Below are 25396 nucleotides of genomic sequence, written 5' to 3' on the forward strand. Positions count from 1 at the left end.
CCGTGGCAGACGTGCACCGCACTCGAACTGTCAGCTCGCCGACCGATCGAGTCGTGATCGTCGGCGCCGGACTTGCCGGACTGTCTGCGGGGTTGTACCTGCGGGGCGCCGGGCGCGAAGTCACGATTCTCGAGAGCAACAGCTCGGTCGGTGGACGAGTCGGCATCTACGAATGCAGTGACTACAGCATCGACAACGGCGCAACAGTGCTCACGATGCCCGAACTCGTCGAAGACGCTCTTGCCGCCGTCGGGGCCGACCCCGACTCGACGAACCCCAAGTTCGTTGTGCACAAGCTCGATCCGACGTACCACGCGCGATTCGCGGACGGCACCGCTCTCGACGTTCACGCTGATCCCGAAGACATGGCTGCCGAAGTAGCCCGCGTCTGCGGGCCGGAAGAAGCGCAGCGATACCGCGCGCTACGCCGATGGCTGAACCGGATCTTCGACGCCGAATTCGATCGCTTCATGGACGCCGACTTCGATTCTCCCCTCGGACTGGTCAATTCGCGTGCCGCGATCAAGGATCTGAGACGACTCGTCGCGCTGGGAGGATTCGGGAAACTGGGTGGGCAGGTGGATCGCAAGATCCACGACCCTCGCCTTCGGCGGATCTTCACCTTCCAAGCGCTGTATGCGGGCGTTGCTCCGTCTCGTGCGCTCGCGGTGTACGGGGCGATCGCGCACATGGATACCTCGCTCGGCGTCTACTTTCCCGAGGGCGGGATGCGCACGATCGCCGAGTCGATGGCCGACGCCTTCACCGAGGCCGGCGGAATTCTGCATCTCGGCCGCACTGTCGAACGCCTCGAAGTGAGCGATCGGCGCGTGCATGCCGTGCACACACGCGACGGTGAGCGCTTCCACTGTGACGCCGCTGTCCTCACTCCCGACATGGTCGTCACGGACTCGCTCCTGCGCCCACATACCCGATTCCGCCCGCGCCCGGTGCGTACATCGCCGTCCGCGGTCGTGATTCACGGCACGGTTTCCGCTGCGGTCGCCGACGGATGGCCCGCGCAGCGACACCACATGATCGACTTCGGCGAGGCGTGGAAGCGTACCTTCGCCGAGATCACGGCACGCCGCGGCCGCGGGCAACTGATGAGTGATCCGTCACTGCTCGTCACCCGACCGGCACAGACCGATCCAGGCTTGGCCTTCTCGCGAGACGGCCGGATCCGTGAACCGTTGTCAGTCCTCGCGCCGTGCCCGAATCTGGACAGTGCGCCGCTCGACTGGTCGACTCTCGGCCCGCCCTACGTCCGCGAAATCATCCTCACGCTGCAGGAACGCGGTTACACGGGACTGGTCGAGTCGTTCGAGATCGATCGAGTCGACACCCCGCAGACCTGGCTCGAGAAGGGCATGGCCGCCGGTAGTCCGTTCGCGGCGGCACACACCTTCACCCAGACGGGGCCGTTCCGACGCAAGAACCTCGCCCGCGGCTTCGACAACGTCGTTCTCGCCGGGTCGGGAACCGTTCCGGGGGTAGGAGTACCGACCGTTCTGCTGTCCGGTCGGCTCGCCGCCGAACGTATTACCGGTACACGCGAGCGAGCCAGAGCGGTGTGCACTCGTGCGAGCAACTAAACTAGCCCCTCGTAACCGACCATTCATCCACGATTCACCGACTCGGGCGCTGCACGCGCCGATCGACACCGATCTCCTCGGGGGAGGAACCTGCACCGATGACGTCCTCTGCCGCAGCCACTGAAATACCGTGGCACCTAAGGGCCGCCGATTTCCTTCGGACTCCCGAAGGTCACAGTGCACTGCTCGGTTTCTTCGGCGCAGTCATGATCACTTTCGGCGGATTCGGTGCCGGTAGCGTCCGGCGCCAGGATCCGCTGCTCGAGTCGATGCATCTGTCCTGGCTACGATTCGGACACGGATCGATCCTGTCGGCGGCAATCGTGTGGATCGGTGTTCTCTGCATGATCGGCGCCTGGGTTCGACTGGGCCGCTCGACTCTGCGCGGTGACGTCTCGCTGCGCGGTCTGCGCTACGTCGTCCCGGTCTGGACGTTTCCGCTGCTGTTCGCGGTTCCCATGTTCAGCCGTGACGCCTACTCCTACCTGGCACAAGGCGCCTTGTTGCGCAACGGCTTCGACCCGTACGCCGTCGGCCCAGTCGTCAATCCGGGGATCCTGCTCGACAACGTCTCCAACGTGTGGACGACGACAACTACTCCGTACGGACCGGTTCACCTTCTCCTCGCCGACGCCATCGTGCGTCTGACCGGCGAGAACGTCATCGCCGGCACGATGCTGTTGCGGATCACGATGCTCCCCGGACTCGCCCTGATGATGTGGGCCGTCCCCCATCTCGCGACGAAGCTCGGCGGAAACACCTCGATCGCCCTGTGGCTCGCAGTACTCAATCCCCTCGTCCTGATACACCTGATCGGCGGCGTTCACAACGAGATGCTCATGGTCGGCCTCATGGCCGCAGGCATAGCGCTCGCTCTCGAACGTAAGCACCTGTTCGGAATAGGATTGATTGCGCTCGCCGTCGCGATCAAGGCAACCGCGGGCGTTGCCCTCCCGTTCATCGTCTGGATCTGGATGATTCACGAGCGGGAGGCTGCCGCGGCCGCCGGCCGCGAACCGGCGTCACCGATCCGGTCGTTCGTCAAGACCGCGGGTGCTGGTTTTGCCGTGTTCGTGGCAGTACTCGGATCCACCTCACTGATTGCCGGCGTCGGTCTCGGCTGGACGACGGCACTCTCCGGCTCGGCGAAGATCATCAATTGGCTCTCGCTGCCCACGATCGTGGCGCACATCGGAACCATGGCCACCTCCTGGTTCGCCGGTGACCATTTCAACGACATCCTCGAAGTCTCCCGGACCATCTCGGCGGTTGTGTTGATCGCAATCATCGCCGTCGTGTGGTGGCGCTACCGCAAGACCGAGCGCGACGCCGTTATGGGCATCGTGATCGTGATGGTCGCCATCGTCGTTCTCTCCCCCGCCGCACTCCCCTGGTACTACTCCTGGCCGCTGGCAGTTGCGGCCGGTTTTGCAATGTCGCCGACCACCCTCGCTGTACTGACCGGCCTGTCCACCTGGCTCATGCTGGTGTTCCAGCCGGACGGATCCATCGGTCTGTACACCTTCCCGCATGTGGCTCTGGCCATCTTCGCCGCCGTGATCGCGGCGATGTCCTTGCAAACGGAAGACCCACTCCGACTTCGTGGACGCCATCATGAAAAACCGGTCGAAGTCTCAACACCAGCCTCGGCGACCTCGACGTCATGATCCGCGTGATCCGCAGGTCATGAACGCACTGTCCGCGTCCTACGGATTCTGCGAGGGCGTGACAAAGGAACACGGCCGCACGTACTTTCTGGCCGCGCGGTTGCTACCCGAGCCACGACGCCGCGCAGTTCACGCACTCTACGCATTTGCTCGCATCGTCGACGACGTCGTGGACGAACCATCGGGTCCGCATGAACGCGGCACCGTCCTCGCCGATGTCGAACGTGCGACCTTCACTACGCTGGACGCCGCTGGAATACGTGACCTCCCGGCAACGATTCCATCGGACCTGAGCCGTGTGCTGCCGGCCTTCGCCGACGCCGTGCAGATGTTCGACATTCCTCGTGCATATTTCGAAGCCTTCTTCGAGTCCATGCGGATGGACGCCCCCGACACGGCGAAGTTTCGACCCGTCTACAACACCATGGACGAATTGGGCGAGTACATGTATGGCTCGGCGGTCGTCATCGGTTTGCAGATGCTCCCGATTCTCGGAGTGAGCGTTCCGCAGCAGGAAGCCGTAGTGCCCGCGTCGAATCTCGGTGAGGCGTTTCAGCTGACCAACTTCATCCGCGACGTCGGTGAAGACCTCGACCGCGGACGTCTGTATCTACCGGCAAACGAGTTCGCCGCATTCGGCGTCGACATCGAGATGCTCGAGCACGGGCGCAGAACCGGAACGGTGGACGTTCGCGTCAAGCGCGCACTGGCACACTTCATTGCCGTGACGCGAGGGCGGTATCGGTCCGCCGAATCCGGAATCCCGATGCTCGACCGGCGGGTCCAGCCGTCGATCCACACAGCTTTCGTGTTGTACGGGGCAATCCTCGATCAGGTCGAGCGCGCCGACTTCCGGATACTGCATCGACGAGTATCCGTTCCCGGACGCACGCGACTTCGGGTCGCTGCGCCCGGTCTCGTCCGGTCCGCTACGTACGCGGTGAAAAGCCGGCGCGGTTGAGTACGCAGTGGGTGAGTTGTCGGAAAGCCGACAAGTTAGAAGGCCATCGCCTGCGCGCGGCGGATGACCTCACGCGCGAGATCACCATGCAGTGCGTCTACCGGGCGACCAGGCAGGGAATCATCGGCCAGGAACAACCAGCGAAGGATTTCGATGTCGGTGTAGCCACCATCGTGCAATACCGCCAGGAGACCCGGCAGCCACTTGACGATCTGGCCGTCCTCACCGAAGAACACTTCGGGAACACCGAGAACACCGTGACGCTTGACTGCGACGATCTTGTGATCGCGAAGCAACTGGTGAACTTTGCTCACCGGCAACCCGACGTTCTTCGCCACATCCACAAGCTGGAACAGGGAAACCGAAGAATCCAGGACATCATCACAATAAGGAATCGCGCTCACCGCGAGAAGTTTATCCGGTCCGGCGAGCCCGCTAGGTACCGCCCGGTGCAGTGCTCGAAACTGCCGCTCCGCTTAGGTCACAGCGCTCTGTGACGTTCTCGAGACTTCCGCGTCGGTATCGCTGGCTACGATGGACGGGATGCGGCGTATCAGTAACCGGAATTTCGCGGTGGATGCGAATCGGTGCCCTCACTGCGGGAACCAGTACGCGGTATACAACCACCCACACGCTGACAGCTACCACCCAGACCGCAAGCAGACAGATCGCAAGCACGGAGGAATAGTCATTACGGAGGTCGAGGGTTGATCGGCGAAATGCTCGAGCGCCGCTATCGAGTGGACGCACCGATCGCGCGCGGCGGTATGTCGACCGTGTATCGAGGCCTTGATACACGGTTGGATCGACCTGTCGCGATCAAGGTGATGGACCCGCAGTTCGCCGGTGATCCAGCATTCCTGACTCGTTTCGAGTTCGAGGCCAGGGCCGTGGCCCGGCTCAAGCATCCGGCCCTGGTGGCCGTCTACGACCAGGGCAGCGATCGCAATCACGTGTTCCTCGTCATGGAACTCGTCGACGGTGGAACTTTGCGCGAACTCCTCCGTGAGCGCGGACCGATGCCGCCTCACGCCGTTGCAGCAGTCGTAGCCCCTGTCCTGGACGCGCTGGCGGTCGCGCACCGAGCGGGACTGGTTCACCGTGACGTCAAACCGGAGAACATCCTCATCTCGGACACCGGTGAAGTGAAGATCGCCGACTTCGGATTGGTGCGTGCAGCTGCGGCAGCAACCACCACATCCAACAGCGTGATCCTCGGCACCGCGGCCTATCTGTCGCCGGAACAGGTGACGTCCGGAATTGCCGACACTCGAAGCGACGTCTACTCCACCGGCGTGTTGATGTTCGAACTTCTCACTGGTACAACCCCTTTCACCGGTGATACGTCGCTCTCCATCGCTTACCAACGCATCCACGATGATGTCCCGCGCCCCGGCTCCCGCATCCCCGGTGTACCGGCGCAATTCGATCGGCTGGTTGCCGAAGCCACTCATCGCGAGCCGGCACATCGTTTTGCCGACGCCGGTGAGATGGCAGCTGCACTTCGCAGCGTGAGCGAACAACTGGAGCTTCCGTCGTACCGTGTCCCGGCGCCGCGCCGAAGCGCCCAGCACCAAAGCGCGCAGGTTGCCCCGGCTCGGCCACAACCGGCGCCGGCGCCCCCCACGGATGCGCGCCCGAACTCTGCTGCGCGCCCGAACCCTGCTGCCACGACAGTGTTGGCGTCCGGCATTGCCCCTGCTGCCGCAGCCACCACGGCGCTCGGCACGGGCTCCCCTCCCCCTGGCGGCATCCAGCACACTCGCGCGGTCACCGCTCAAACTGCTCGTCCGTCGACGGTCGACGGCGACTCGGATTTCGACGACGGTTCCGATTTCGGCGACGAGCAACTGGGGCCCCTCGATCCGCACGCTCATTTTGTCGAGGCACGACGCAAATCTCGGCGAGCCACCCTGATCTGGCTGCTCGTCATCGCGGTCCTCGCGCTTGCATTGGGCTTCGGCGGATGGTGGATGGGCTCGGGCCGCTACACAGCCGTTCCCTCGATCGACGGGCTGACCAAGGACACTGCAGTCACCGCCCTGCAGGACGCCGGGCTAACTCCCGACGTCCAGGGTCAGTACTCCGATGCCCAACCGATCGACATGGTGATCGGGACAGACCCGGCCTCCGGATCCAGGGTTACCAAAGGCTCGACCGTCGCGCTTCTGACTTCGCTCGGGCGTCCGACGGTCCCACCCATTCCGGCCGGCGGCGACGTCACGGCGTTGGGCGCACAACTCTCCGACCGCACTCTCGTGGCGGTCGACGGCGGGGACACCTTCAGTTCCAAGATCCCGATCGGCGGCGTGGCAGCCCTCGACCCGGCACCGGGAACCGAAGTTGCCGTGGGCTCCTCAGTCAAGGTCATCACGTCCAAAGGGTCACCGCCAGTCGACATTCCCGATGTGAAGGGCATGTCCGAGAACGCCGCACGCGCCGCCCTCGACAAGGTAGGCATCTCCGTCAGCACCACCAGAACTACGTTCGACGACGCCGTCGAGGGCGGTAATGTGATCGGCACCGATCCCGCTGTCGGGTCCTCGGTCAACGCCGGCACCTCCGTTGTTCTCCTGATCTCCGACTCCGTCAAGGTTCCCTCGCTGATCGGCCGCTCCGTCTCCTCCGCACGCGAAGAACTCGGCCGCCTCGGCCTCGAGATCACCGTGCGTCAGCTCACTCAGAACGACAGCTCGGTCATCATCAGCCAGAGCGTCAAGAACGACCTCGTTGCCAAGGGCACCGACATCAGCGTCGTCGCAATTCCCTGACAGTTCGCTTCGGCCTAGTCTGAATTCATGGTCACCTGGGAACCCGAGAGCTTAGGGATACTCGACCTGCCGTCGGGCCGATCGATTCGGGGTCGAGGACTCCGCAATCCACTTCCTTCCGGACCTCTCCCCACCTTCGGCGTCTATCTGACCGGTAAGGAACCTCCCGCTACCGAGTGGGACTCGGTGTGGATCCGCTGGCGAGATTTCTGGTTGCCGAGCGATCCGGCTGCGCTGCGCAGCGCCCTGCACGAAGTGTGGGTGCGTTCGAAAACCGAACGAGTCGAGATCGCGTGCGGTGGTGGATACGGCCGCACCGGAACAGCTTTGGCCGCTCTCGCCATCGTGGACGGCGTGCCGAGTCAGGACGCCACCGCGTACGTTCGCGCACACTACTCACCTCGCGCCGTCGAAATGCCGTGGCAGCGCCGATTTGTCACGCGATTCACGAAATAGTGAAAGCCCCCACCTGCGCGAGCAGGTGAGGGCGTTTACCGGCGAATCAGTACGGGCGAGGTGTCAGCCTCGAAGCATCTCGGCCACGAGGAAGGCAAGCTCCAACGACTGCTGCGTGTTCAGTCGCGGATCGCACGCCGTCTCGTAGCGACCGCCGAGATCGAGGTCGGAGATGTCCTGTGCGCCGCCGAGGCACTCGGTGACGTTCTCGCCGGTCAGCTCGACGTGGATGCCACCCGGATGCGTGCCGAGACCGTTGTGGACCTCGAAGAAGCCCTGCACCTCGTCGACGATGCGGTCGAAGTGGCGCGTCTTGTATCCGGTGGAGGCTTCGTGCGTGTTGCCGTGCATCGGATCGCACTGCCAGATGACCTGGTGGCCGGTGGCCTGGACCTTCTCGATGATCGCGGGCAGCAGGTCGCGGACCTTGCCGTTACCCATGCGTGAGATCAGGGTCAGCCGACCCGGCTTGTTGGTGGGGTCGAGGCGCTCGACGTATTCCACCGCCATTTCCGGCGTCGTGCTCGGACCGATCTTGAGACCGATCGGGTTGGACACCAACTCGGCGAAGGCGATGTGCGCGCCGTCGAGTTGACGGGTGCGGTCACCGATCCAGAGGAAGTGAGCCGACAGGTCGTAGAGCTTAGGGTGATCGCTGTCGTTGTCGAGACGCAGCATCGCGCGCTCGTAGTCCAGAACCAGAGCCTCGTGGCTGGCGAAGATCTGTGCCTGGTGCAGGCTCGGATCGGTGACGCCACACGCGTTCATGAACTGCAAGCCGCGGTCGATCTCGGCAGCGAGTTGCTCGTAGCGTGCGCCGGCGGGAGACGCCGCAACGAACTCACGGTTCCAGTCGTGCACCTTGTGCAAGTCGGCCATGCCGGCGCCGGTGAGCGCGCGAACCAGGTTCATCGCGGCGCTGGCGTTGGCGTATGCACGCACCAGACGCGAAGGATCGTGCGCGCGGACTGCCTCGTCAGCGACGAGCGAGTTGATCATGTCGCCGCGGTAGGACTTCAGACCCAGCGAGTCGATGTCGGCAGAACGCGGCTTGGCGTACTGGCCGGCGATGCGAGCAACCTTGACGACCGGCATCGAGGAACCGTAGGTGAGCACGACGGCCATCTGCAGCAACGTGCGGATGTTTCCCTTGATGTGCGGCTCTGTGTTGTCCGCAAATGTCTCGGCGCAGTCACCGCCCTGGAGCAGGAATGCCTCACCACGCGCGACCTGCGCGAGACGCTCCTGCAGCGCCTCGACTTCGCTGGCCACCGTGATGGGAGGCACGCTCTCGAGCACAGTCCGCATGGCGGCCGCCTGGTCAGCGGGCCACGAGGGCTGCTGAGCAGCGGGCTTCGCGAGCGCCTCGTCGAGCTGCTTACGCAGTCCGGCAGGCAGCGGCGGGAGTTCGGGCAAGCGGTCGATCGGCACGTCGACAGTCCAGTTCACCTCTACAGGATATTCGCTCACCCGTCGGCGCGTCACACAGGCTCTCGATCGCAGCTCAATCGGGACAATTCTCGCGCGCCGAAGACGTGGTCAGCGAAGTGAACGTACTGCCGAAATCGCGTCGAACTTCACGAGGTTGTGCCTGGCATCGGCAAGTGCGTCGTGTGCGTCGGCAGGTGCTGACGGGAGGGCAGGACTGCCGTTGTCTTCCCAGAACTGTCGCAGTTCGCGGGTGTAGCGCGGCATCGACTGCGGTAGTTCGGTCATATCGCCCCACAGCTGGCACAGCGCGACGTGGTCGTAGGCGGCGACCCACGCCCAGAGCTCCGGAACGACCATCGGACGCGGAACGAAGAATTTCAGTAGGTCGTCGCGGATCTTCTCGCGGGATTTCCACAGCGGCGACGACGGCTGCGGCAACTTCGGCAGCACGTTCTTGCGCACCCAACTACCGGCACGGGCGGGATCGAACTCCGTCGAGACCGCGTAGTACTCCCGGCCGTCCTCGCAGACAACGCCGATGGACACGAGATCGATGGTTCGACCGTCTTCGATGAATTCACAGTCGTAGAAGTAGCGCACGTCCGAAAACTATGCCGCACGCGCAGGCCCTGGAGCCAATGCACGTGCGGCAGATGTGGGAAATCTCTAGCTGGCCTGTGCGTCCGGGACCGAATCCTTGTCGGTCTTCGCGGCTTCCTTCGACTCGGCGGAGGCGACGAGATCAACAACCGACTCGCCGTTCTCCGACGGAACGTCGACGGCAACTTCGGGTTTCGTGGGCGCCTGGTTTTTCAGGCTCGCCGCGTAGATGTCCACGTACTCCTGGCCGGAGAGTTTCATCAGCTTGTACATCACTTCGTCGGTCACAGCGCGCTCGACGAAGCGGTTTCCGCCCATGCCTTCGAAGCGGGAGAAATCGATGGGTTCGCCGACGATGACGGTGACCTTGGCAGGGCGCCACATCCGCGAGCCGATCGGATTCATCTTGTCGGTACCGACCATCGCAACCGGGATCACCTTGACGCCCGATTCGAGCGCGAGGCGCGCCATTCCGGTCTTGCCCTTGTAGAGGCGACCGTCAGGCGAACGCGTTCCCTCGGGGTAGATGCCCAGCAGACTGCCAGAACCGAGAACATTGAGACCGGCGTTGAGCGCATCCTGCGCCGCGTCCGCGCCGGTTCGGTCGATGGGGACCTGACCGACCGCGGTGAAGAACCACTTCTGGAAAGCGCCCTTCAGACCGGAACCGGTGAAGTACTCGCTCTTGGCAAGGAACGTGATGCGGCGGTTGACGCGAAGCGGAAGGTAGAACGAGTCCAGAACCGCCTGGTGATTGCTCGCCAGGATAGCCGCTCCGTCAGTCGGAATGTTCTCGTGACCCTTGACCGTCGGACGCCCGAGCAGCCAGAGAATCGGCCCCAGCAACACATACTTGAAGAGCCAATACCACACGGCGTCCCTCCCATTCACAACTGAATTTCGCTGAGTACGACCTTACTGCCGACCCGTAACCCCCGCTACACACGCCCCTGCAGGATCGACCCGATCACACTCCGGCAGATGTGGTTCCAGCGCCGTCGACCCCACCGAGATCCTGAGGCACTACCGAGCGAGCCAGGGCTGCGGCGCCGACCATCCCTGCAGCTTCGCCCAGCTGAGCCGAACGGATTCGTGCCAGCGGGCGGTGCTTCGCGCCCGTCAGCAATGTCGCGTACTGCTCACGGGCGTCGTCGAGAAACAGTGGGGCTGAACTTGCGACGCCGCCGGCGATCACCACCAGATCGGGGTCGTAGACGTCGCCGACCATCGCCAGTCCGACGGCCAGCCAACGGGTGAACTCGGCGATGGTCGCCAGCGCGAGTGGGTCACCGTCCTGCGCGGCGTTGGCGATCCGACGACCGGTGAGGGACCCCGGATCCACCGCTACCTCACGCGCCAGAACCGTCGACGCGGCCGGGTCGGCGGCAAGCAGTTCGATTGCCGTGTCCACGAGTGCCGTTCCGCTGCAATAGCGCTCCCAGCACCCACGTTTGCCACACGCGCATTGCCGCCCGCCTGGCACGACCTGGATGTGGCCGAGTTCGGGGGCGACGCCGTGACTCCCCCGATACAGCTCGCCGTTGATCAGCAGCGCGCCGCCGATTCCGGTCCCGATTGCCACCATCACGACATTGCGGCCCCCTGCGGCCGCGCCGAATCGATGTTCGGCAAATGCTGCTGCGTTGGCGTCGTGCTCGAGAACGACCGGCAGTCCGAGTCGCTTGCTCAAGTCGCTTCCGACCGGCGCGTCCACCCACGGCAAGTGCGGCGCGAACCGAACCGAGCTTCGATCGGACGTGATGAAGCCCGCGACCGCCAACCCCACAGCCGATACCTCGTGCCTGGTGACCAACTCGCGTACGACGCGATCAAGGCCGTCTTCGAGAGCTCTGGCGGACTGCGGAGTCGGGGCCTGAATCATCTCGAGCACTTGTCCGTCCACGTCCACGACGGAGGCCCTGATGCTCGTCCCGCCGACGTCGATGCCGACCGTCAAGACGTCGTCCATGGTGGAGTCGGAGACCGCTTTCAAGCGGCGCGCGCTCATCTCGCCAATTCCCGCGCGAGCGGCGCCCGTTGGAGTGCGCACCCTGTATCGGTGCCTCGTGCGTCGGTGACCATTGTGTCGATTGTGCTCATCACGAGCCGTTCGCTCTACCCGGGGTACTAAGTCAGTCCTTGACCGTCACGTTGATCGGGACAAATGCCGCCGTGCGAGTTCGCTCCGCACCTGGCGTCGTCGGGCCGCTGTCCGGTCCACGATCGGGGCCTGACGGCGCCCCGAGAAACTCGTCGAGAATCTCGCGAAGCAGCGCAAGGAATGCTGCTGCTTGACCCGCGAGAAATGCCAACAGTTCGTGGTGCTCACCGCGAACCAGTGCAGCGAGGGCGCACACCGGGCACCAACTGCAGCCGCTGAACACCGGTTGCGTGTCCGCTGAACCGGGGTCATCCGTCGCGGCGGTGGATGCTGCGGCAGCCTTCTGCAACACCGGTTCCAGGCGCGTCAGAACGGTTTCGGCCAGCGCGCGAAATTCCGCGACGAGGCGCTCGTGCTCTTCGCTCATACCGGCCACACCGCGGGATCCGGGCTGAACCGGATGATCAGGTAACTGCCGTCCAACTCCGCCCCGTTCACGACACAACGACGCAGCACCGACGCCAATCGAACTCTGCGTCGTACGCCGTCTGCTCCCACCAGCACATCGTCCTCCACCCGGCCCAACGACAACGACGACGGATCCACGAGGGGAAGGTACATCCGCATCACGTACACCGAATCGACTCCGGTCCCCGACTCCAACGACACCACGATGTTGTCCGCGGTGCCGACGGTGCCCGAATCCGTGCCCGTTCCACCCTCGAACGTGGCCGCGATCTCGCCCAGAGCGGCCAACCCTACCGGTTCGGCGCAAGCGCGTTCGACCGTTGTGACGGACATTCCATCGGTTGATCCACGCAATTCGTCCACGACGAGTGCCTGTGCCGCCCGGATCGAAGCGAGCCACTGCGCCGCCGGTGAATCGTCGACACCCTTCCCGGCTGACGAGTTGAACTGCGGGACAAGGTTGTTGATCACAATCCCGTCAACTCGCAACCCGGCCAGAGCCAGCCCGGACAACGTCCGACGAGTCGCCGCGACCGACACGCCATCAGCCGACGCCACCACACGCACGCTGGTGTTCTCCCGATCCGAGAGGTGAACCGCGATTCGATCCACCGACGCGAGCACCCGTTCGATGACGGACACGAGCAAAAGCAACCGCATGTCCGTGCCCGTCACGGCGACCATCCGCCTGTGCCGCGGCCACAATCGCTCGAGATACTCCGACACCATCGACGGCGACCCGAGGATCCGCAGCGCTTCGGCTGCGGCCGGACAGTCCACGATCACGAGGTCGTAGTCGCCGCTGTCGGAGAAGTCGACGATCTCGGAGAGTCCGAGTATGTCCTGGACGCCCAGGGATCCCGTCAACTCTTCTGGTTCCAACCGCTCGAACGACGAACCGTGTTCGTGATTTCCCGCTCCGAAATTTCCTGCAGCTTCGATCAATCCCGACAGTCCTCGGAACTTTTCCTCGAGGAGCTCGGAAGTGTCGAGTTGCCGGACGTCGAGGCGCTCGGTGAGAGGTGTAGTCGTTCGCAGCGCCGGCGCGCCCACGACATCCGCGAGAGAACCTGTCTGATCGATCGACACCAAGAGCACTCTCGCCCCGTCGGCCGCAGCCGACACAGCAGTCGCTGCGGCAAGCGTCGTCGTGCCTACTCCGCCTTTACCGACGAACAGTTGGACGCGCGATCGTTGCTCCGGCACTCAGCCCTCGACTCGCTTCTTCAGTTCTTTCAGAGCTGTGTCGGTGATGATCTTCTCGGCCTTGCGCTTGAACAGACCGATCATCGGAATCGTCAGGTCGACCGTCAACTCGTAGGTGACCGACGTGGTGCCGTTCGGGCCGGGCTCGAGTGTGTACGAACCGAATTGGGACTTCTGGATCTCACCCGAGATCAGCTCCCAGCTCACCGCCATACCGTCCGGCGCCCACGAATACTGCAGTTCGTAGGTGTCCTTCACCATCCCCGCGTCGAGGACAAAACGTACTCGGTCCGCGCGGCCGCCCTGCCCCGGAGCCGTCACCTCGACGGACTTCGCCGCGGCCACCCATTCGGGGTACTGCGGGAAATCGGCGATGACGTTCATCACGGCGTCGGCAGGGGCGTCGATGCTGATCAACCCCTTGGTCTTCTCGGCCATACGACTGCGCTACCTTCCTTCGTCAAAAGTCCAGAACCTGCACAACGTGCACTGCTTCGATTATCAGTCCGGTGCTACTCCGGCGGCACGCCCTGCTTCGAGTTCGCGCTTGAGCTGGAAGGACATGACCTTGCCGTCGACCCGACGCTTGCGGTTCATCCCGGCGAGGTCGAGGTTCGCCAGATCGGACGGTGATACTCCGACCGGTTCACAGTGCAGGAAGTAGTGCGCGATCGTCCCGTCCATGACCGGTTCGAGCCACACCTCCATGGTGCCGACCAGCTGACCGGACACTCCCCACCGGAATCCCGCGGGACCGCGATCTTCCCGGACTTCGAGCACAAGATCACTGAACCAGCGACGCCATTGCGCACGCGAGGACAACAGTTCGGCGACCCGCTCGGGCGGGGCGGCGATGAAAGTCTGGTCTGCGACCTGAATGCTGCTCACCGATGTAGCTTCACATATCGCGTCGGTGAAGCGTCGAGGGGTGTCGCACCACTACATACCGGACAGACTGTAAGCCTGGCCACAACTGCGTCGGACATGCGACTACAGTAGGAGACGAAAACCCTACTCGTCAGTATTTCGCAGTGTCGGAGGTATTTCGTGCCTGAGTTCAGCGCACCCCAGACGTTCACCATTCCCGAGGATGCCTCCGCGGTCGACTCGGTCTTCGCCTTCGCGAAGACGAAGCCGGCGGCGGTTGTCTACAAGCGCAAAGTCGGAAATGCATGGGTCGACGTCACTGCAGGCGATTTCGCCGCTCAGGTGACTGCCGTCGCCAAGGGCCTGATCGCGATCGGAGTCAAGCAGGGCGACCGCGTCGGCCTCATGTCGGCGACTCGCTTCGAATGGCCGCTCGTCGACTACGCCATCTGGGCGGCCGGCGGCGTGACGGTTCCGATCTACGAAACCTCCGCAGCCGAGCAGGTTCGCTGGATTCTCGAGGACTCCGAGGCAATCGACCTCATCGTCGAGAACGACGCACATGCCGCGACCGTGAAGGACGTCGCTGCAGCCGCACCCGCGCTGCGCACGGTCTACCAGATCGAAGCCGCGGCAGGCGGTAAAGGTGTTGTCGAGGAATTGACCGCACTGGGCGCCGACATCTCCGACGAGGACGTCCACGCCCGCGTCGCTGCACTGAAGGCTTCCGATCCCGCGACCCTGATCTACACGTCGGGCACCACAGGCCGACCCAAGGGTTGCCAGCTGACGCACTCCAACCTCATTGCCGAGTCGAAGGGCATCCTCGACTCCAACCTCGGCACGCTGCTCAAGACTCCCGGCGTTCGCACCCTGATGTTCTTGCCGCTCGCGCACGTTCTCGCTCGCGCAGTCAGCATCGCGTCGTTCGACGCCGGTGCAGCGCTGGGGCACACGAGTGACATCCCGAACCTCGTTCCGACGTTCGGCGAGTTCAAGCCGGACTTCATCCTCTCGGTGCCACGCGTGTTCGAGAAGGTGTACAACAGCGCACGTGCCAAGGCGCACGGCGACGGCAAGGGAAAGATCTTCGACGCGGCCGCAGACACCGCCGTTGCCTGGAGCGAGGCGCAGGACAAGGGCGGCGCCGGCATCGTTCTCAAGGCCAAGCACGCTCTCTTCGACAAGCTCGTGTACTCGAAGCTTCGCGCTGCACTCGGCGGGCAGTGCCAGCTGGCCATTTCCGGTGGTGCACCTCTGGGCGCTCGACTCGGCCACTTCTTCCGCGGTATCGGCGTCACGATCTACGAGGGCTACGGGCTGACCGAGACCACCGCAGCGTTCGCCGTCAACACCATCGGCGCACAGAAGGTCGGCTCTGTCGGAAAGCCTTTGGCCGGCAACTCCGTTCGCATCGCTGAAGACGGCGAAATCCTCCTCTCGGGACCGGTCGTCTTCACCGGCTACTGGCGCAACGAGAAGGCGACTGCCGAGTCGATCGAGAACGGCTGGTTCCACACCGGCGACCTCGGCACCGTCGACAAGGACGGCTATATCACCATCACCGGCCGCAAGAAGGAAATCATCGTCACGGCGGGCGGCAAGAACGTCTCCCCCGCTCAGCTCGAAGATTCCCTTCGCGCCCACCCGCTGATCAGCCAGGCCATCGTGGTCGGCGACCAGAAGCCTTTCATCGGCGCCCTCATCACCATCGACGCCGAAGCTCTTCCCGCTTGGAACGAGCGCAACAACAAGGCCGCAGGAACCACAGCTGCCGACCTGGTTTCGGACGGCGAACTGGTCGGCGAAATCCAGGACGCCATCGACGAGGCCAACAAGCTCGTCTCACACGCCGAGGCAATCAAGAAGTTCCGCATTCTTCCGGTCGACTTCTCCGAGGACACAGGCGAACTCACGCCCACGATGAAGCTCAAGCGCAACGTCGTGCACGAGAGCTTTGCCGCCGACATCGAAAAGATCTACGCCAAGTAGCCTTTCGTCGATCAGTCCTCTGCTGACATGAACGGCCCGCACCGAATTCGGTGCGGGCCGTTCGCGTTCCAGTCCGCAGTAGCTCAGCCGAGAAGACTACGCAGCTTCGAAGCGAGCGTGTCCCACTTCCATTCTTCGGCAACCCACGCCCGGCCGGCTGCTCCCATCGCGGCCGCTCGATCACGATCGGACAGCACCTCGATCACGGATTCGGCGACGTCGCGAACAGAGGTGCCGTCGACCACGAGGCCGGTCTTGTTCTGCTGCACCGTTTCCGGAGCGCCACCACTGCGCCCGGCGATCACCGGAACGCCGGTCGCCGAAGCCTCGAGGTAGACGATTCCCAATCCTTCGACGTCCAAGCCGGCGCCTCGGGTACGACACGGCATCGCAAACACGTCGGCAATCGTGTGGTGAGCCGACAACTCCGCGGCGGGCACCGTGCCGGTGAAGACGACGTGATCGTCCATCCCGGTCTTTCGCGCGAGTTGACGGAGGTGGTCCTCGTACGGTCCACCGCCGACGATCACCAGCACCGCCCCGTCGATGCTCTTTCGAATCGTCGGCAGCGCCTTGATGAGCATGTCCTGCCCCTTGCGTGGCACGAGCCGCGACAGGCACAGGATCGTGGGCCGCTCTCCCAGCCCGTATCGCTTACGCAGTTCTGCGCGGGCGACCGAGTCCGGGTGGAACAACGACGTGTCGACTCCGGACGGCAGGTGCTCGAGCGCCGCTTGCGGGCCGAAAGCCGCCGAGAACCGCCCACGGGTGTATTTGCTGACAAACGTCACCGCATCCGTGTGATCGCCGATCACGCGCAACGATTGCCGCGCACCGGGAATCATCGACCATCCGACCTCGTGGCCGTGGGTACTCGCGATCACTCGGCTCGCTCCGGCGCGCCGAACAACCGGCGCCAACAACGCCAACGGCGCCGCCGCACCGAACCAGACCGACTCACAGTCGTGCTTCTTGACCAACTTCGCGGCCCGACGAGCGACAAAAGGCGAGGGCAGCATCAGCGTCGTCGGGTGCCGAATGACCTCGAAAGGCTGTGCCGCGTCGAACTTCTTGTGCGAGTCGCCCCGCCACCGCGGCGCGTACACCACCAACTTGTCCGCCGGCAGATGCCCTGCGAACGTGTGGAGATAAGACTGGATACCTCCGGGGCGAGGAGGAAAATCATTGGTCACCAAGAGGGTCCGGCGCATCCGTCCACCGTAAGGCACTCGGTGCGTCGAGACGCGACAAGGTCACCGCGCAGTTTACGAACGACCCAGCTGCGAACGACCGAACCGCTGACTGCTCAGCCCAGATGGCTGTTGGTCCAGTCGACCCATCCGGTTCGTAGGTCCTCGGTTCCGACGCCGAGAACCGCTCGGATCCGCGAGTCGAGGTCTTCAGCCGTCATCTTTCCGGAGGCCAGGGCCCGAAAGAGGTCGGTCAGCTTGGCCTCTCCGAATCGATCAGCGATGTACGCGTTGATCGACCAAGCCGATTCGTACGCCAGTGAACTCACGACCGGTACACCGCCGAACTGCGCGTCGTCCGGAAACTCGGTAGGAGTATCGCCGGCACGTACCGCTGCTGCCAGAGTCGGTGCGATCTCGCCCCAGGCCCGCGAGGATCCGCGGTTTCCCGCGTATTCGGCGAACCCTTCCAACACCCACATCGGTGACCCGTCGCGGGTTTTCGATCGGGCGGCTATGTGCATGAGTTCGTGGCGCAGCACCGTTCGCCTGGTGATGTCGGTCAACCTCGAAGCCGCGGCAGGCGAGAAAACCACCCGCTGGCCGCTCACGTCGGAAGACCCGTCCGCCGTCGCATCCGCGACCGAAACTGCGGCAATCGAAGCGCCGTCGTGATGGGAGCCGACCAGTGCGGTGAATTCCTCCGCCGATCCAGCCACCATGAGCACCGCTCGCTCGGACCACCATGGACCCCACAATTGCGTCGTGTTCTCGATGGCCGAGTCCACATCGGACGCCAAGGCATCGACAAACGCCTGCTGACCCGGATGCCCGATCACCAGCGCACTACCCGCAGAATTTTCGGCGACGGCCAGCGGGCCGAAGTCCCAAGGGCCGTTCCAGGATTCGCCCGTCGTTCGGGCTCCGTCCAGTCCGACGATCGCCCCGTCAGCAAGAACCGACCACTGATCACCGCGTTTCGCGAGCGTCATGGACACGCCCTTGCGAGTGGGCAACGCGTCGACGCCGTCGAGGGCGTACCGCAACAGGACTTGCGCATTCCATAATTCGACGTCTCCGTCCGGCGCACCGGTTCGCGGCGCCGGAGTCAGGCCGCCGCCGGGAATCTCGTATCCCCAGTCGGAGAAGTCGAGCGCTCCCGCTGCAGTGGCTCGTCGAATCTCCGCTTCGAGCACACCGGGTGCGGCAGCATCGTCGACGAACTTCGCCAGCCCTGACGGATCGTCGGACATCTGCGCCGCAGCCCAGGCATCGAGAAAGGCCTGTACCTGAGCGGTTCGATCGGCATCCTGCTCGCTGGCTGCATTTTCGTCGGAATCGGACCTGTTCGTCAGGAAGATCGTCAAACCGAGAACGAGCACCACGGCAACACCGAGCGCCACGAGAGCCGGGTACTCCCAACGGCGTTTTTGATCTGCGCCGACGTCGGGCGTCGTCATCGGTTCAGTCGGCACGGTGCCGAGTGTAGGAGAACTCGACTCGACGCTTCACGGCGGCTGGCCACACGTCGCCCGGACGCAGCAAGCCGTCAGTAACGACGCGCAGTGGAAAACTCCATGCCTGCCATCGACTGAACCTTCACCGGTACGCCGAACGTCGATGCATGCAGAATGTTTCCGTCGCCGGCGTAGATACCGACATGCGAGTTGTCGCTGTAGAAAGTCACAACGTCACCGGGCTGTAGTTGGTCCCTCGAGACCGGAACACCGCCCTGTGCCTGCGCTTGGCTCGAACGGGGCAGAGACTTCCCGATCTGCTTGTAGGCCCAGACCACCAGACCTGAGCAGTCGAACTCGTTCGGGCCGGTTGCGCCCCAGACGTACGGATCACCGATACGGGTCAGGCCTGCCTGGAGCGCTGCGGCGCCGGACCCCGGCGTCAAGTTAGCTAGAATCTTGCTGAGATCGACGTCCGGCGGGAATGGCGTACCGCTCAGTTGGTTACGCTCGGCATCGGTGAGGTTCTGGAATGCCTTGGTCACATCGGCAATCTGCGTCTGCAGTTCACTCTGCTTGCGCTGCAAATCGTCACTGAGTGCACGGGCTTGATCGGCGGCGGTTCGAGCATCTTCGGCCGATCGCTTCGACGCTTCCGAGGCAGCACGCGCATCGGCAGTAGCTTGGTTGAACTGTGAGACCTGCACTGCGGCGTCGTTGGAGATAACGTCGAGCGCGGACATCTGGTCGAGCAACTGCTGCGGCGAATCGCTCACCATCAGAGCGAAGAGGCGATTGGTCCGCGCACCCTGGTAATTCGCTGTGGCAATGCGGTTTACCGCCGGAGCGAACTCGGCGACACGTGCCGAAGCCGCGCCGAGAAGACCCTGATCGGCTGCCGAACGCGCGTCCGCATCATTCGCGACCGCCAGCTTCGCGTCGAGGTCGATCTGTGCGTTGTGCAGCGCTTCGTTGGTCTGCTCGGATACCCGGGAGAGTTCACCGAGCTTGTCGAGCGCCTCGGTGGGGTTGGTGATGACGGGGTCGGCACCGGCCTGCATCGAAGGCCCTGCGACGAGTCCGAACGCCAGCACTCCCACTGTCAATGCGGCGCGTACTCGACTGTTGTTTTTCGATGAAACCACGGAATGCAACTCTCCGTCTCGATGAAGCGACGTCGACCGGGACCGGTCGACATTCTGTTAGCTGGCTGTCAACTATTCACAGTACCTGCCTCGGCCGCGCAATGTCTCGGTAAGGTTACGGAACGGCATACGTTTGTGTCTACTCGCCGGTAGGCGTGTCGGGGTGAAGTACTGGCGGATTGTCGAGAAACAAAGAATGTGGGCCTCGAATCAGAAGATTCGAGGCCCACATTCGAAGATCCGGAGCTCCCCCGAGCTCCGCCGCCTTGCAGCGGCGGATCGTTCCGACTGCCTACCGGAGACAGCCGTCGAGCGTGATCAGAAATCAGTAACGACGAGCGCCGTCGTACGGCATCGAAGAGACCGGTGCGAGCTTCACGGGCTGACCAGCGGTCGACGCGTGGATGACATTGCCGTTGCCGGCGTAGATGCCCGAGTGCGATCCGCCGTAGAAGGAGATCACGTCGCCGACCTGAAGATCGGACTGTGCAACGGCAACGCCGGCTGCAGCCTGGTCGTAGCTCGTGCGAGGCAGGTTCAGGCCGGCCTGCTTGTATGCCCACTGGACCAGACCGGAGCAGTCGAATGCGTCCGGGCCCGATGCGCCGTACACGTACGGGGAGCCCAGCTTGCTCTCTGCGGCGCGAACTGCCTGCTCACCGACACTGGAGACGGGAGCGGCCGGTGCGGCCGGTGCGATGTCGGTGATGCCCGGGACGACCGGCAACTGAGGAATAGAAACGCCAGGAACCTCGAAGGTGCCGACGCCGGGGATCGTGATGGGGTCTGCCGAGGCAGGTGCAGCGGTTGCAGCAAATGCACCGACTGCGAGCGCGCCGGCTACTGCCAACTGCGCTGAACGCTTGAAACTCTGTGACGCCACTTAAGGGGTGCTCCATTTCTTCCATTCATCCGCCGACCGAGTTAGCTGACGGGTTCGGGCTGGGAAGATCAGCCCTACCCGCGTGGTCTGCAGCGATCGAGCGTGCTGCACCCCAGGCGGGATTCACCCCAGTGGAAACTTGGGTTCCCGGTTCGGGTTCCTCGCGGAGATCCCGATTAGGCGGTTCCTGACGATGCCGGTCCTGTTTGGTCCGGCAAGACTTCGTTAGGTCTCAGGAAGGTTACGAAATGATCGCGACGATGTCGACCGCTTCGTGACAATCGCGCCCGATTCGCCGGAAATCGTGCTGCCGCGCCCGCGATACTCCCAACGGGTCACGAAGAGATAACGACAGGTCTGTTCGGCGAGGCTCACCTGGCCCGCAAACCTGCGCTTGTTACCCACTGACAAGGGTCACCAAACCCGACAATCCGATCTTCCATGCAGTTCAACGCCGATTACTTGAAACTAGAACCTGTTTCGATCAAACGAGCATTTTCGGCGGCTGATCGTCGTAGCAACAACCTCACGAATCGCCCTACCGGCAAGTAGGCTCGGGGCCGCATTCGCGAGTTCCCGCCGCAAGTGTGATCCTCGTCTCTCATACTTTTGTCGGGGGTCGATCCGCTGCTTTCTCAATGGAAGTCGGAGTGAGCCGGATTCCGCGTCAGCACTCACCCATTCCTGTCGGGGGGTCCTTCTACTGTCTGCGATGTGAGTCCCGCCTCGGCCCGAGAATTTCCGTCTCCGCCCCCGTTCTCCGACGGGGAGAAATTCGACGTCGGGCGGCAACTGAGCTTCGACGAGCTGGACACACCGCTGAGCGAGACAACGTTTGTCGTCGTCGACCTCGAGACCACAGGCGGAAGCGCCGACCAGGACTCCATCACCGAGATCGGCGCCGTCAAGATCCGGGGCGGAGAGGTACTCGGTGAAATGGCAACACTCGTCGATCCCGGCCGGTCGATTCCGCCGTACATCGTCGAGCTGACCGGAATCACCACGGCCATGCTGATCGGCGCACCTCCCATCGAACGTGTCCTGCCTGCATTTCTCGAATTCGCCGAGGGCGCGGTGCTGGTGGCACACAACGCGCCGTTCGACATCGGCTTCCTCAAAGCAGCGGCGTCACGCAGCGCACGCCCGTGGCCGGCGTTCCGAGTCCTGTGCACCGTCAAACTCGCCCGACGGGTACTCACACGCGACGAAGCACCTTCGGTGAAGCTCTCCGCACTTGCCCATCTGTTTCAAGTGACCACCCAGCCGACGCACCGCGCGCTCGACGACGCGCGTGCGACGGTCGATGTCCTCCACGGGTTGATCGACAGGGTCGGAAACCAGGGCGTCCACAGTTACAGCGAACTCGTCGACTACCTGCCCAACATCTCCTCGCATCAGCGGGCCAAACGGTCCTTCGCCGCAAACCTGCCGCGAAGCCCCGGTGTCTACCTTTTCCGAGGTCCTTCGGACGAAGCCCTCTATATAGGAACTGCTACCGACCTTCGACGCCGCGTCCGTAACTACTTCACCGGTTCGGAGACGCGCGGCCGTATGAAGGAAATGGTCGCGCTGGCCACTCGCGTCGACCACGTCGAGTGCGCGCACGCTTTGGAAGCCGGAGTCCGCGAACTGCGCCTTCTGAGCGCGCATGCGCCGCCGTACAACCGTCGTTCCAAGTTTCCCAAGCGCGGTTGGTGGATCACCCTCACGGACGAGGCGTTTCCGAGACTGTCCGTGGTTCGCACGGCGACTGCCGATTCGATCGGCCCGTTCACCTCTCGCGCCGATGCAGTAGACGTCGCCGAGACAGTCGCAGAGTTCAGTCGTCTACGCACCTGCACCAAGCGACTGGGGCGCGGCGCCGTCCACGGCCCTGACTGCCCCGCTCGCGAATTGGGAGCATGTCCGGCCTCCTGGGCCCCGGAAATCACTGCAGAGGACTACGCGGCGGCCCCTGAGGCTGTGCGTGGTTTCTTCCGGGGAACCAGCGACGCTCCTTTACAACAGATGCAGGCGCGGATCGACGAACTGTCCGCACACGCGTTGTTCGAGAATGCTGCTCGTCTACGTGACCGAACCGTCGCAGTCGCTACCGCAGTGCGGCGCACACAGCGGCTCGCCGCAGTCGCGGCGATCGAACAACTCGTTCTCGCCCGCCCCACCGGGGACGGCGGCTGGGAGCTGTCCGTGATCCGCTCTGGACGGCTCGCCTCCGCGGGCCTCGCCAGGCGCGGAACACACCCGATGCCCGTCGTCGACGCCATCACAGCGGCCGCCGAAACCGTGTTGCCGGACAACACACCGTTTCGCGGCGCGTCACCCGAAGAACTGGGCCTGATCGCAAGGTGGCTCGCATCGGACGGCGTACGAATCGTGTCGGCGACATCCGGCTACGTCGAACCTGTGGGCGGTGCCGGCAGGTGGGAAGCCTGGTGCCGACTCGCGCGGGCGGGTACCGAATCCGAACATCGATGACGTAACGACGGGGCGGCACCCCTAAGCTCGATCGAAACCACCGGGTCATCACAACCCACCGGGAAATCGAGGAGAGAAATGATCAACGCCATCGTCATGATTCACGCCGAGTCCGCTCGGATCCCGGAAACCGCGCAGGCCGTCGCCGACCTGTCCGGTGTGACCGAGGTCTACTCGTGCGCAGGTGACGTCGACTTGATTGCCATCGTGAAAGTACGTGACCACGCCCAGATCGCCGACGTGGTCACCGGAGGAATCAACAAGGTGCCCGGCGTACTCCGAACCGCCACACACATTGCCTTCCAGTCGTTCTCCAGCGCTGACGTCGAAGCCGGTTTCTCGCTGGGTGAGTAGCCCGTCGACCGAGCCCCTTCGACGCCTCTTCGACTGACGTCGATCAGGCTTGGTCAGCCAGATCGACGGTGAGTGCCGCCCACTTGTGAAGCAATTCAGCCCCCGCGCCACTGTCGATCGCGGCAGCGGCGGCGTTCATCCCGGCAGAGATCGCACCCTCGAGGTCGTCGCCGACACCGTTGAATGCCGCGATGGCTGCTCCCGCATTCAGCAAGACCGCGTCCCGGACGGGGCCCTTCTGCCCGGAGAGCAGCGTTCGCGCCACCGTGGCGTTGACTTCGGCGTCTCCTCCGCGCAACTCTTCGAGAGGAACGCGGTCGATTCCGAGATCACGCGGATCCAACGTGACGGTTCGCACACTTCCACCGCCGACGATGTGGACCGTCGAAGTCGTGGAGGTGGTCAGTTCGTCGAGTCCGTCGTCTCCGCGCACCACCAACGCCGAATTGCCGCGCTGCGCAAGTACTCCCGCGACAACCGAGATCAGCTTCGGAAATGCGCACCCGATCAGGCCGGCGCGCGGGCGAGCCGGGTTGGTCAGTGGACCGAGCACGTTGAACGCCGTCGGGATGCCGATTTCCTTGCGGGGCACAGCGGCAAAGCGCAGTGCGGGATGGAAGACGGGCGCGAAGCAGAAGCCGATGCCGACCTCCTCGACACACCTCGCCACCTGCTCCGGCCCGAGGTTGATGCGAACGCCGAGCGCCTCGAGCACGTCGGCTCCGCCGCTCTTGGACGAAGCAGCGCGGTTGCCGTGCTTGACAACTCGCACACCGGACGCGGCAACCACGATCGAGGCCATCGTCGAGATGTTGACGGTGTTGGAGCGGTCACCGCCCGTACCGACGATGTCGACGACGTCGGAATCGACCGGCACGCGCCGGGAGTGTTCGAGCATCGCGGCAGCGAGCCCTTCCAACTCCGCGGGAGTTTCACCCTTCATCTTCAGCCCGACGCCGAAAGCTGCGATCTGAGCGGAAGTGGCGTTGTCCGACATGATCTCGCCCATCGCCCACCGACTGTCGGCTTCCGACAAGTCGCTGCCGTCCGTGAGCAAACCGAGAATCATCGGCCAGGACCGCACCACGGCACTCGAATCGACGTTCACGGCGTTGGTTGCGTCGGTGCCGGCCATAGTGCCTTGGTCCCCTGTCGTTCATGTGGGCTGTGTTTCGTGCTGTCATTTCGTGCTGTCGATGACCATCGCAGCCTAGTCAGTGAGGTAGCGAGGAAACCGAATAGGGCCGCTCAGGACTTTCGGCGACCGCGTTTGGGCGTCGCCTCCGCAAGGGCTGGGGGCTGAAGCGCGTCCCACCCGGCGACCGAACCACCGAGTCGCTGCGCCAGACCGGCCATTCGTGATCGCTCCTGGGAGCAATGCAGGGCGTCAAGCACCTGGACACGCTCGAAGATGATGCGAACCGAATTCTCGACCGCCCGAGTCACGTCCTCGGGCCGACTCGCGCCTGGCAAATATCCGTCCTGGGCGACGATGCTCTCGGCTTCGACAACCGAACCCTCCGGCAGGTCCAGATGGTGCCGCAGAACCACCTCGGACTCCGCCCGGAACTCCGGTTCGGTGGAGGCGGCACGTTCGAGAGCCGTCGAGCTCGCCTCGGCGTCGTCGAAGCATTCGGCAACGACGACCAGATCCATCCGCCCTGCATCGAGCGGTGCCGGAATCTTCGTGCCGAAAATTCTCAGGAACCACGGTCTACTCTTGTGTGCAGCTGCCATCGCGCCAGCATATTCCGACCACGCCACCAGCGCGTTCGCC

General features: G+C 63.8%; 23 protein-coding genes and 1 riboswitch. Of the genes, 8 read left to right on the forward strand and 15 right to left on the reverse strand.

Going from position 1 to position 25396, the window contains the following annotated elements; genetic code table 11:
• Positions 1 to 2 precede the first annotated feature (2 nt).
• The 3 genes from crtI to ACSW29_RS26895 all read left to right on the forward strand — a co-directional run bounded on the left by crtI (position 3) and on the right by ACSW29_RS26895 (position 4223).
• Positions 3 to 1595 (forward strand): phytoene desaturase family protein, encoded by a 1593-nt coding sequence (gene crtI / locus ACSW29_RS26885; RefSeq protein WP_230813541.1) that lies wholly within the window; start codon positions 3 to 5, stop codon positions 1593 to 1595.
• 98 nt (positions 1596 to 1693) lie between these two features.
• Positions 1694 to 3262, forward strand: a complete 1569-nt coding sequence (locus ACSW29_RS26890) for an alpha-(1->6)-mannopyranosyltransferase A (RefSeq protein WP_317826347.1) — start codon at positions 1694 to 1696, stop codon at positions 3260 to 3262.
• Between the two features lie 19 nt (positions 3263 to 3281).
• Positions 3282 to 4223 carry a phytoene/squalene synthase family protein gene (locus tag ACSW29_RS26895; RefSeq protein WP_317826346.1) on the forward strand — a complete coding sequence of 314 codons (942 nt, stop codon included), beginning with the start codon at positions 3282 to 3284 and terminating at the stop codon, positions 4221 to 4223.
• A gap of 35 nt (positions 4224 to 4258) precedes the next feature.
• Here ACSW29_RS26895 and ACSW29_RS26900 read toward each other — a convergent pair whose 3' ends face one another.
• A complete protein-coding gene (locus ACSW29_RS26900; protein ID WP_230813547.1) occupies positions 4259 to 4627 on the reverse strand; it encodes an Rv2175c family DNA-binding protein in 369 nt (122 codons plus the stop codon).
• Between the two features lie 303 nt (positions 4628 to 4930).
• Between ACSW29_RS26900 and pknB the strand changes: the two genes are divergently transcribed.
• Both pknB and ACSW29_RS26910 read left to right on the forward strand, forming a co-directional pair.
• Entirely contained in the window at positions 4931 to 6994 is a 2064-nt protein-coding gene (pknB, locus tag ACSW29_RS26905) for a Stk1 family PASTA domain-containing Ser/Thr kinase (protein WP_448278728.1), read from the forward strand.
• 27 nt (positions 6995 to 7021) lie between these two features.
• Positions 7022 to 7450 carry a protein-tyrosine phosphatase family protein gene (locus ACSW29_RS26910; protein ID WP_448278729.1) on the forward strand — a complete coding sequence of 143 codons (429 nt, stop codon included), beginning with the start codon at positions 7022 to 7024 and terminating at the stop codon, positions 7448 to 7450.
• A gap of 63 nt (positions 7451 to 7513) precedes the next feature.
• Here ACSW29_RS26910 and ACSW29_RS26915 read toward each other — a convergent pair whose 3' ends face one another.
• The 8 genes from ACSW29_RS26915 to ACSW29_RS26950 all read right to left on the reverse strand — a co-directional run bounded on the left by ACSW29_RS26915 (position 7514) and on the right by ACSW29_RS26950 (position 14144).
• Positions 7514 to 8899, reverse strand: coding sequence for a class II 3-deoxy-7-phosphoheptulonate synthase (locus tag ACSW29_RS26915; protein WP_007730070.1), 1386 nt, complete (start codon positions 8897 to 8899; stop codon positions 7514 to 7516).
• 90 nt (positions 8900 to 8989) lie between these two features.
• Complete coding sequence (locus tag ACSW29_RS26920; RefSeq protein ID WP_230813553.1) at positions 8990 to 9481, reverse strand: polyadenylate-specific 3'-exoribonuclease AS; 492 nt, start codon at positions 9479 to 9481, stop codon at positions 8990 to 8992.
• A gap of 66 nt (positions 9482 to 9547) precedes the next feature.
• Entirely contained in the window at positions 9548 to 10354 is an 807-nt protein-coding gene (locus tag ACSW29_RS26925; RefSeq protein WP_230813556.1) for a lysophospholipid acyltransferase family protein, read from the reverse strand.
• Between the two features lie 94 nt (positions 10355 to 10448).
• Entirely contained in the window at positions 10449 to 11489 is a 1041-nt protein-coding gene (locus ACSW29_RS26930) for an ROK family protein (protein WP_448278947.1), read from the reverse strand.
• A gap of 124 nt (positions 11490 to 11613) precedes the next feature.
• On the reverse strand, positions 11614 to 12009 hold the full coding sequence (locus ACSW29_RS26935; protein WP_230813561.1) for a hypothetical protein: 396 nt from the start codon (positions 12007 to 12009) through the stop codon (positions 11614 to 11616).
• Positions 12006 to 13256, reverse strand: coding sequence for an ArsA family ATPase (locus ACSW29_RS26940; RefSeq protein ID WP_448278730.1), 1251 nt, complete (start codon positions 13254 to 13256; stop codon positions 12006 to 12008). The genes ACSW29_RS26935 and ACSW29_RS26940 overlap by 4 nt, the downstream gene beginning before the upstream one ends.
• Positions 13257 to 13694 (reverse strand): SRPBCC family protein, encoded by a 438-nt coding sequence (locus ACSW29_RS26945; RefSeq protein ID WP_230813566.1) that lies wholly within the window; start codon positions 13692 to 13694, stop codon positions 13257 to 13259.
• A 63-nt stretch (positions 13695 to 13757) separates the two neighbouring features.
• Positions 13758 to 14144, reverse strand: coding sequence for a polyketide cyclase / dehydrase and lipid transport (locus ACSW29_RS26950; protein WP_448278731.1), 387 nt, complete (start codon positions 14142 to 14144; stop codon positions 13758 to 13760).
• A 159-nt stretch (positions 14145 to 14303) separates the two neighbouring features.
• On the opposite strand from ACSW29_RS26950, the gene ACSW29_RS26955 reads away from it, so the two are divergent.
• A complete protein-coding gene (locus tag ACSW29_RS26955) occupies positions 14304 to 16115 on the forward strand; it encodes an AMP-dependent synthetase/ligase (RefSeq protein ID WP_317826342.1) in 1812 nt (603 codons plus the stop codon).
• A gap of 83 nt (positions 16116 to 16198) precedes the next feature.
• Here the strand turns inward: ACSW29_RS26955 and ACSW29_RS26960 are convergent, their stop codons facing one another.
• From ACSW29_RS26960 to ACSW29_RS26975, 4 genes are all read right to left on the reverse strand, one after another.
• Positions 16199 to 17326 (reverse strand): glycosyltransferase family 4 protein, encoded by a 1128-nt coding sequence (locus ACSW29_RS26960; RefSeq protein WP_448278732.1) that lies wholly within the window; start codon positions 17324 to 17326, stop codon positions 16199 to 16201.
• Between the two features lie 95 nt (positions 17327 to 17421).
• Positions 17422 to 18780 (reverse strand): peptidase MA family metallohydrolase, encoded by a 1359-nt coding sequence (locus ACSW29_RS26965; protein WP_448278733.1) that lies wholly within the window; start codon positions 18778 to 18780, stop codon positions 17422 to 17424.
• A 74-nt stretch (positions 18781 to 18854) separates the two neighbouring features.
• The gene (locus ACSW29_RS26970) at positions 18855 to 19907 is read right to left on the reverse strand and encodes a C40 family peptidase (protein ID WP_448278734.1); all 1053 of its coding nucleotides are present in this window, start codon (positions 19905 to 19907) and stop codon (positions 18855 to 18857) included.
• A 325-nt stretch (positions 19908 to 20232) separates the two neighbouring features.
• On the reverse strand, positions 20233 to 20790 hold the full coding sequence (locus ACSW29_RS26975) for a C40 family peptidase (protein ID WP_448278735.1): 558 nt from the start codon (positions 20788 to 20790) through the stop codon (positions 20233 to 20235).
• A 14-nt stretch (positions 20791 to 20804) separates the two neighbouring features.
• Positions 20805 to 20983: riboswitch (cyclic di-AMP (ydaO/yuaA leader) on the reverse strand.
• Positions 20984 to 21582: 599 nt separating this feature from the next.
• Here ACSW29_RS26975 and ACSW29_RS26980 point away from each other — a divergent pair.
• Both ACSW29_RS26980 and ACSW29_RS26985 read left to right on the forward strand, forming a co-directional pair.
• Positions 21583 to 23265 (forward strand): DEDD exonuclease domain-containing protein, encoded by a 1683-nt coding sequence (locus tag ACSW29_RS26980; protein ID WP_448278948.1) that lies wholly within the window; start codon positions 21583 to 21585, stop codon positions 23263 to 23265.
• 78 nt (positions 23266 to 23343) lie between these two features.
• Complete coding sequence (locus ACSW29_RS26985) at positions 23344 to 23619, forward strand: Lrp/AsnC family transcriptional regulator (protein ID WP_003941677.1); 276 nt, start codon at positions 23344 to 23346, stop codon at positions 23617 to 23619.
• 43 nt (positions 23620 to 23662) lie between these two features.
• On the opposite strand, the gene trpD is transcribed toward ACSW29_RS26985, so the two are convergent.
• Both trpD and ACSW29_RS26995 read right to left on the reverse strand, forming a co-directional pair.
• Positions 23663 to 24754 (reverse strand): anthranilate phosphoribosyltransferase, encoded by a 1092-nt coding sequence (gene trpD / locus ACSW29_RS26990; protein ID WP_317826338.1) that lies wholly within the window; start codon positions 24752 to 24754, stop codon positions 23663 to 23665.
• A gap of 113 nt (positions 24755 to 24867) precedes the next feature.
• Positions 24868 to 25356 carry a hypothetical protein gene (locus ACSW29_RS26995; RefSeq protein WP_317826336.1) on the reverse strand — a complete coding sequence of 163 codons (489 nt, stop codon included), beginning with the start codon at positions 25354 to 25356 and terminating at the stop codon, positions 24868 to 24870.
• Positions 25357 to 25396 lie beyond the last annotated feature (40 nt).

This window comes from Rhodococcus sp. GB-02 (genome assembly GCF_053470465.1).

Bases quoted from the DNA above. Each gene is read 5' to 3' on its own strand.
- ACSW29_RS26890 (WP_317826347.1), top strand. From the start codon at position 1,694: ATGACGTCCTCTGCCGCAGCCACTGAAATACCGTGGCACCTAAGGGCC.
- ACSW29_RS26895 (WP_317826346.1), top strand. From the start codon at position 3,282: ATGAACGCACTGTCCGCGTCCTACGGATTCTGCGAGGGCGTGACAAAG.
- ACSW29_RS26910 (WP_448278729.1), top strand. From the start codon at position 7,022: ATGGTCACCTGGGAACCCGAGAGCTTAGGGATACTCGACCTGCCGTCG.
- ACSW29_RS26930 (WP_448278947.1), bottom strand. From the start codon at position 11,489: ATGAGCGCGCGCCGCTTGAAAGCGGTCTCCGACTCCACCATGGACGAC.
- ACSW29_RS26935 (WP_230813561.1), bottom strand. From the start codon at position 12,009: ATGAGCGAAGAGCACGAGCGCCTCGTCGCGGAATTTCGCGCGCTGGCC.
- ACSW29_RS26945 (WP_230813566.1), bottom strand. From the start codon at position 13,694: ATGGCCGAGAAGACCAAGGGGTTGATCAGCATCGACGCCCCTGCCGAC.
- ACSW29_RS26960 (WP_448278732.1), bottom strand. From the start codon at position 17,326: ATGCGCCGGACCCTCTTGGTGACCAATGATTTTCCTCCTCGCCCCGGA.
- ACSW29_RS26985 (WP_003941677.1), top strand. From the start codon at position 23,344: ATGATCAACGCCATCGTCATGATTCACGCCGAGTCCGCTCGGATCCCG.
- trpD (WP_317826338.1), bottom strand. From the start codon at position 24,754: ATGGCCGGCACCGACGCAACCAACGCCGTGAACGTCGATTCGAGTGCC.
- ACSW29_RS26995 (WP_317826336.1), bottom strand. From the start codon at position 25,356: ATGGCAGCTGCACACAAGAGTAGACCGTGGTTCCTGAGAATTTTCGGC.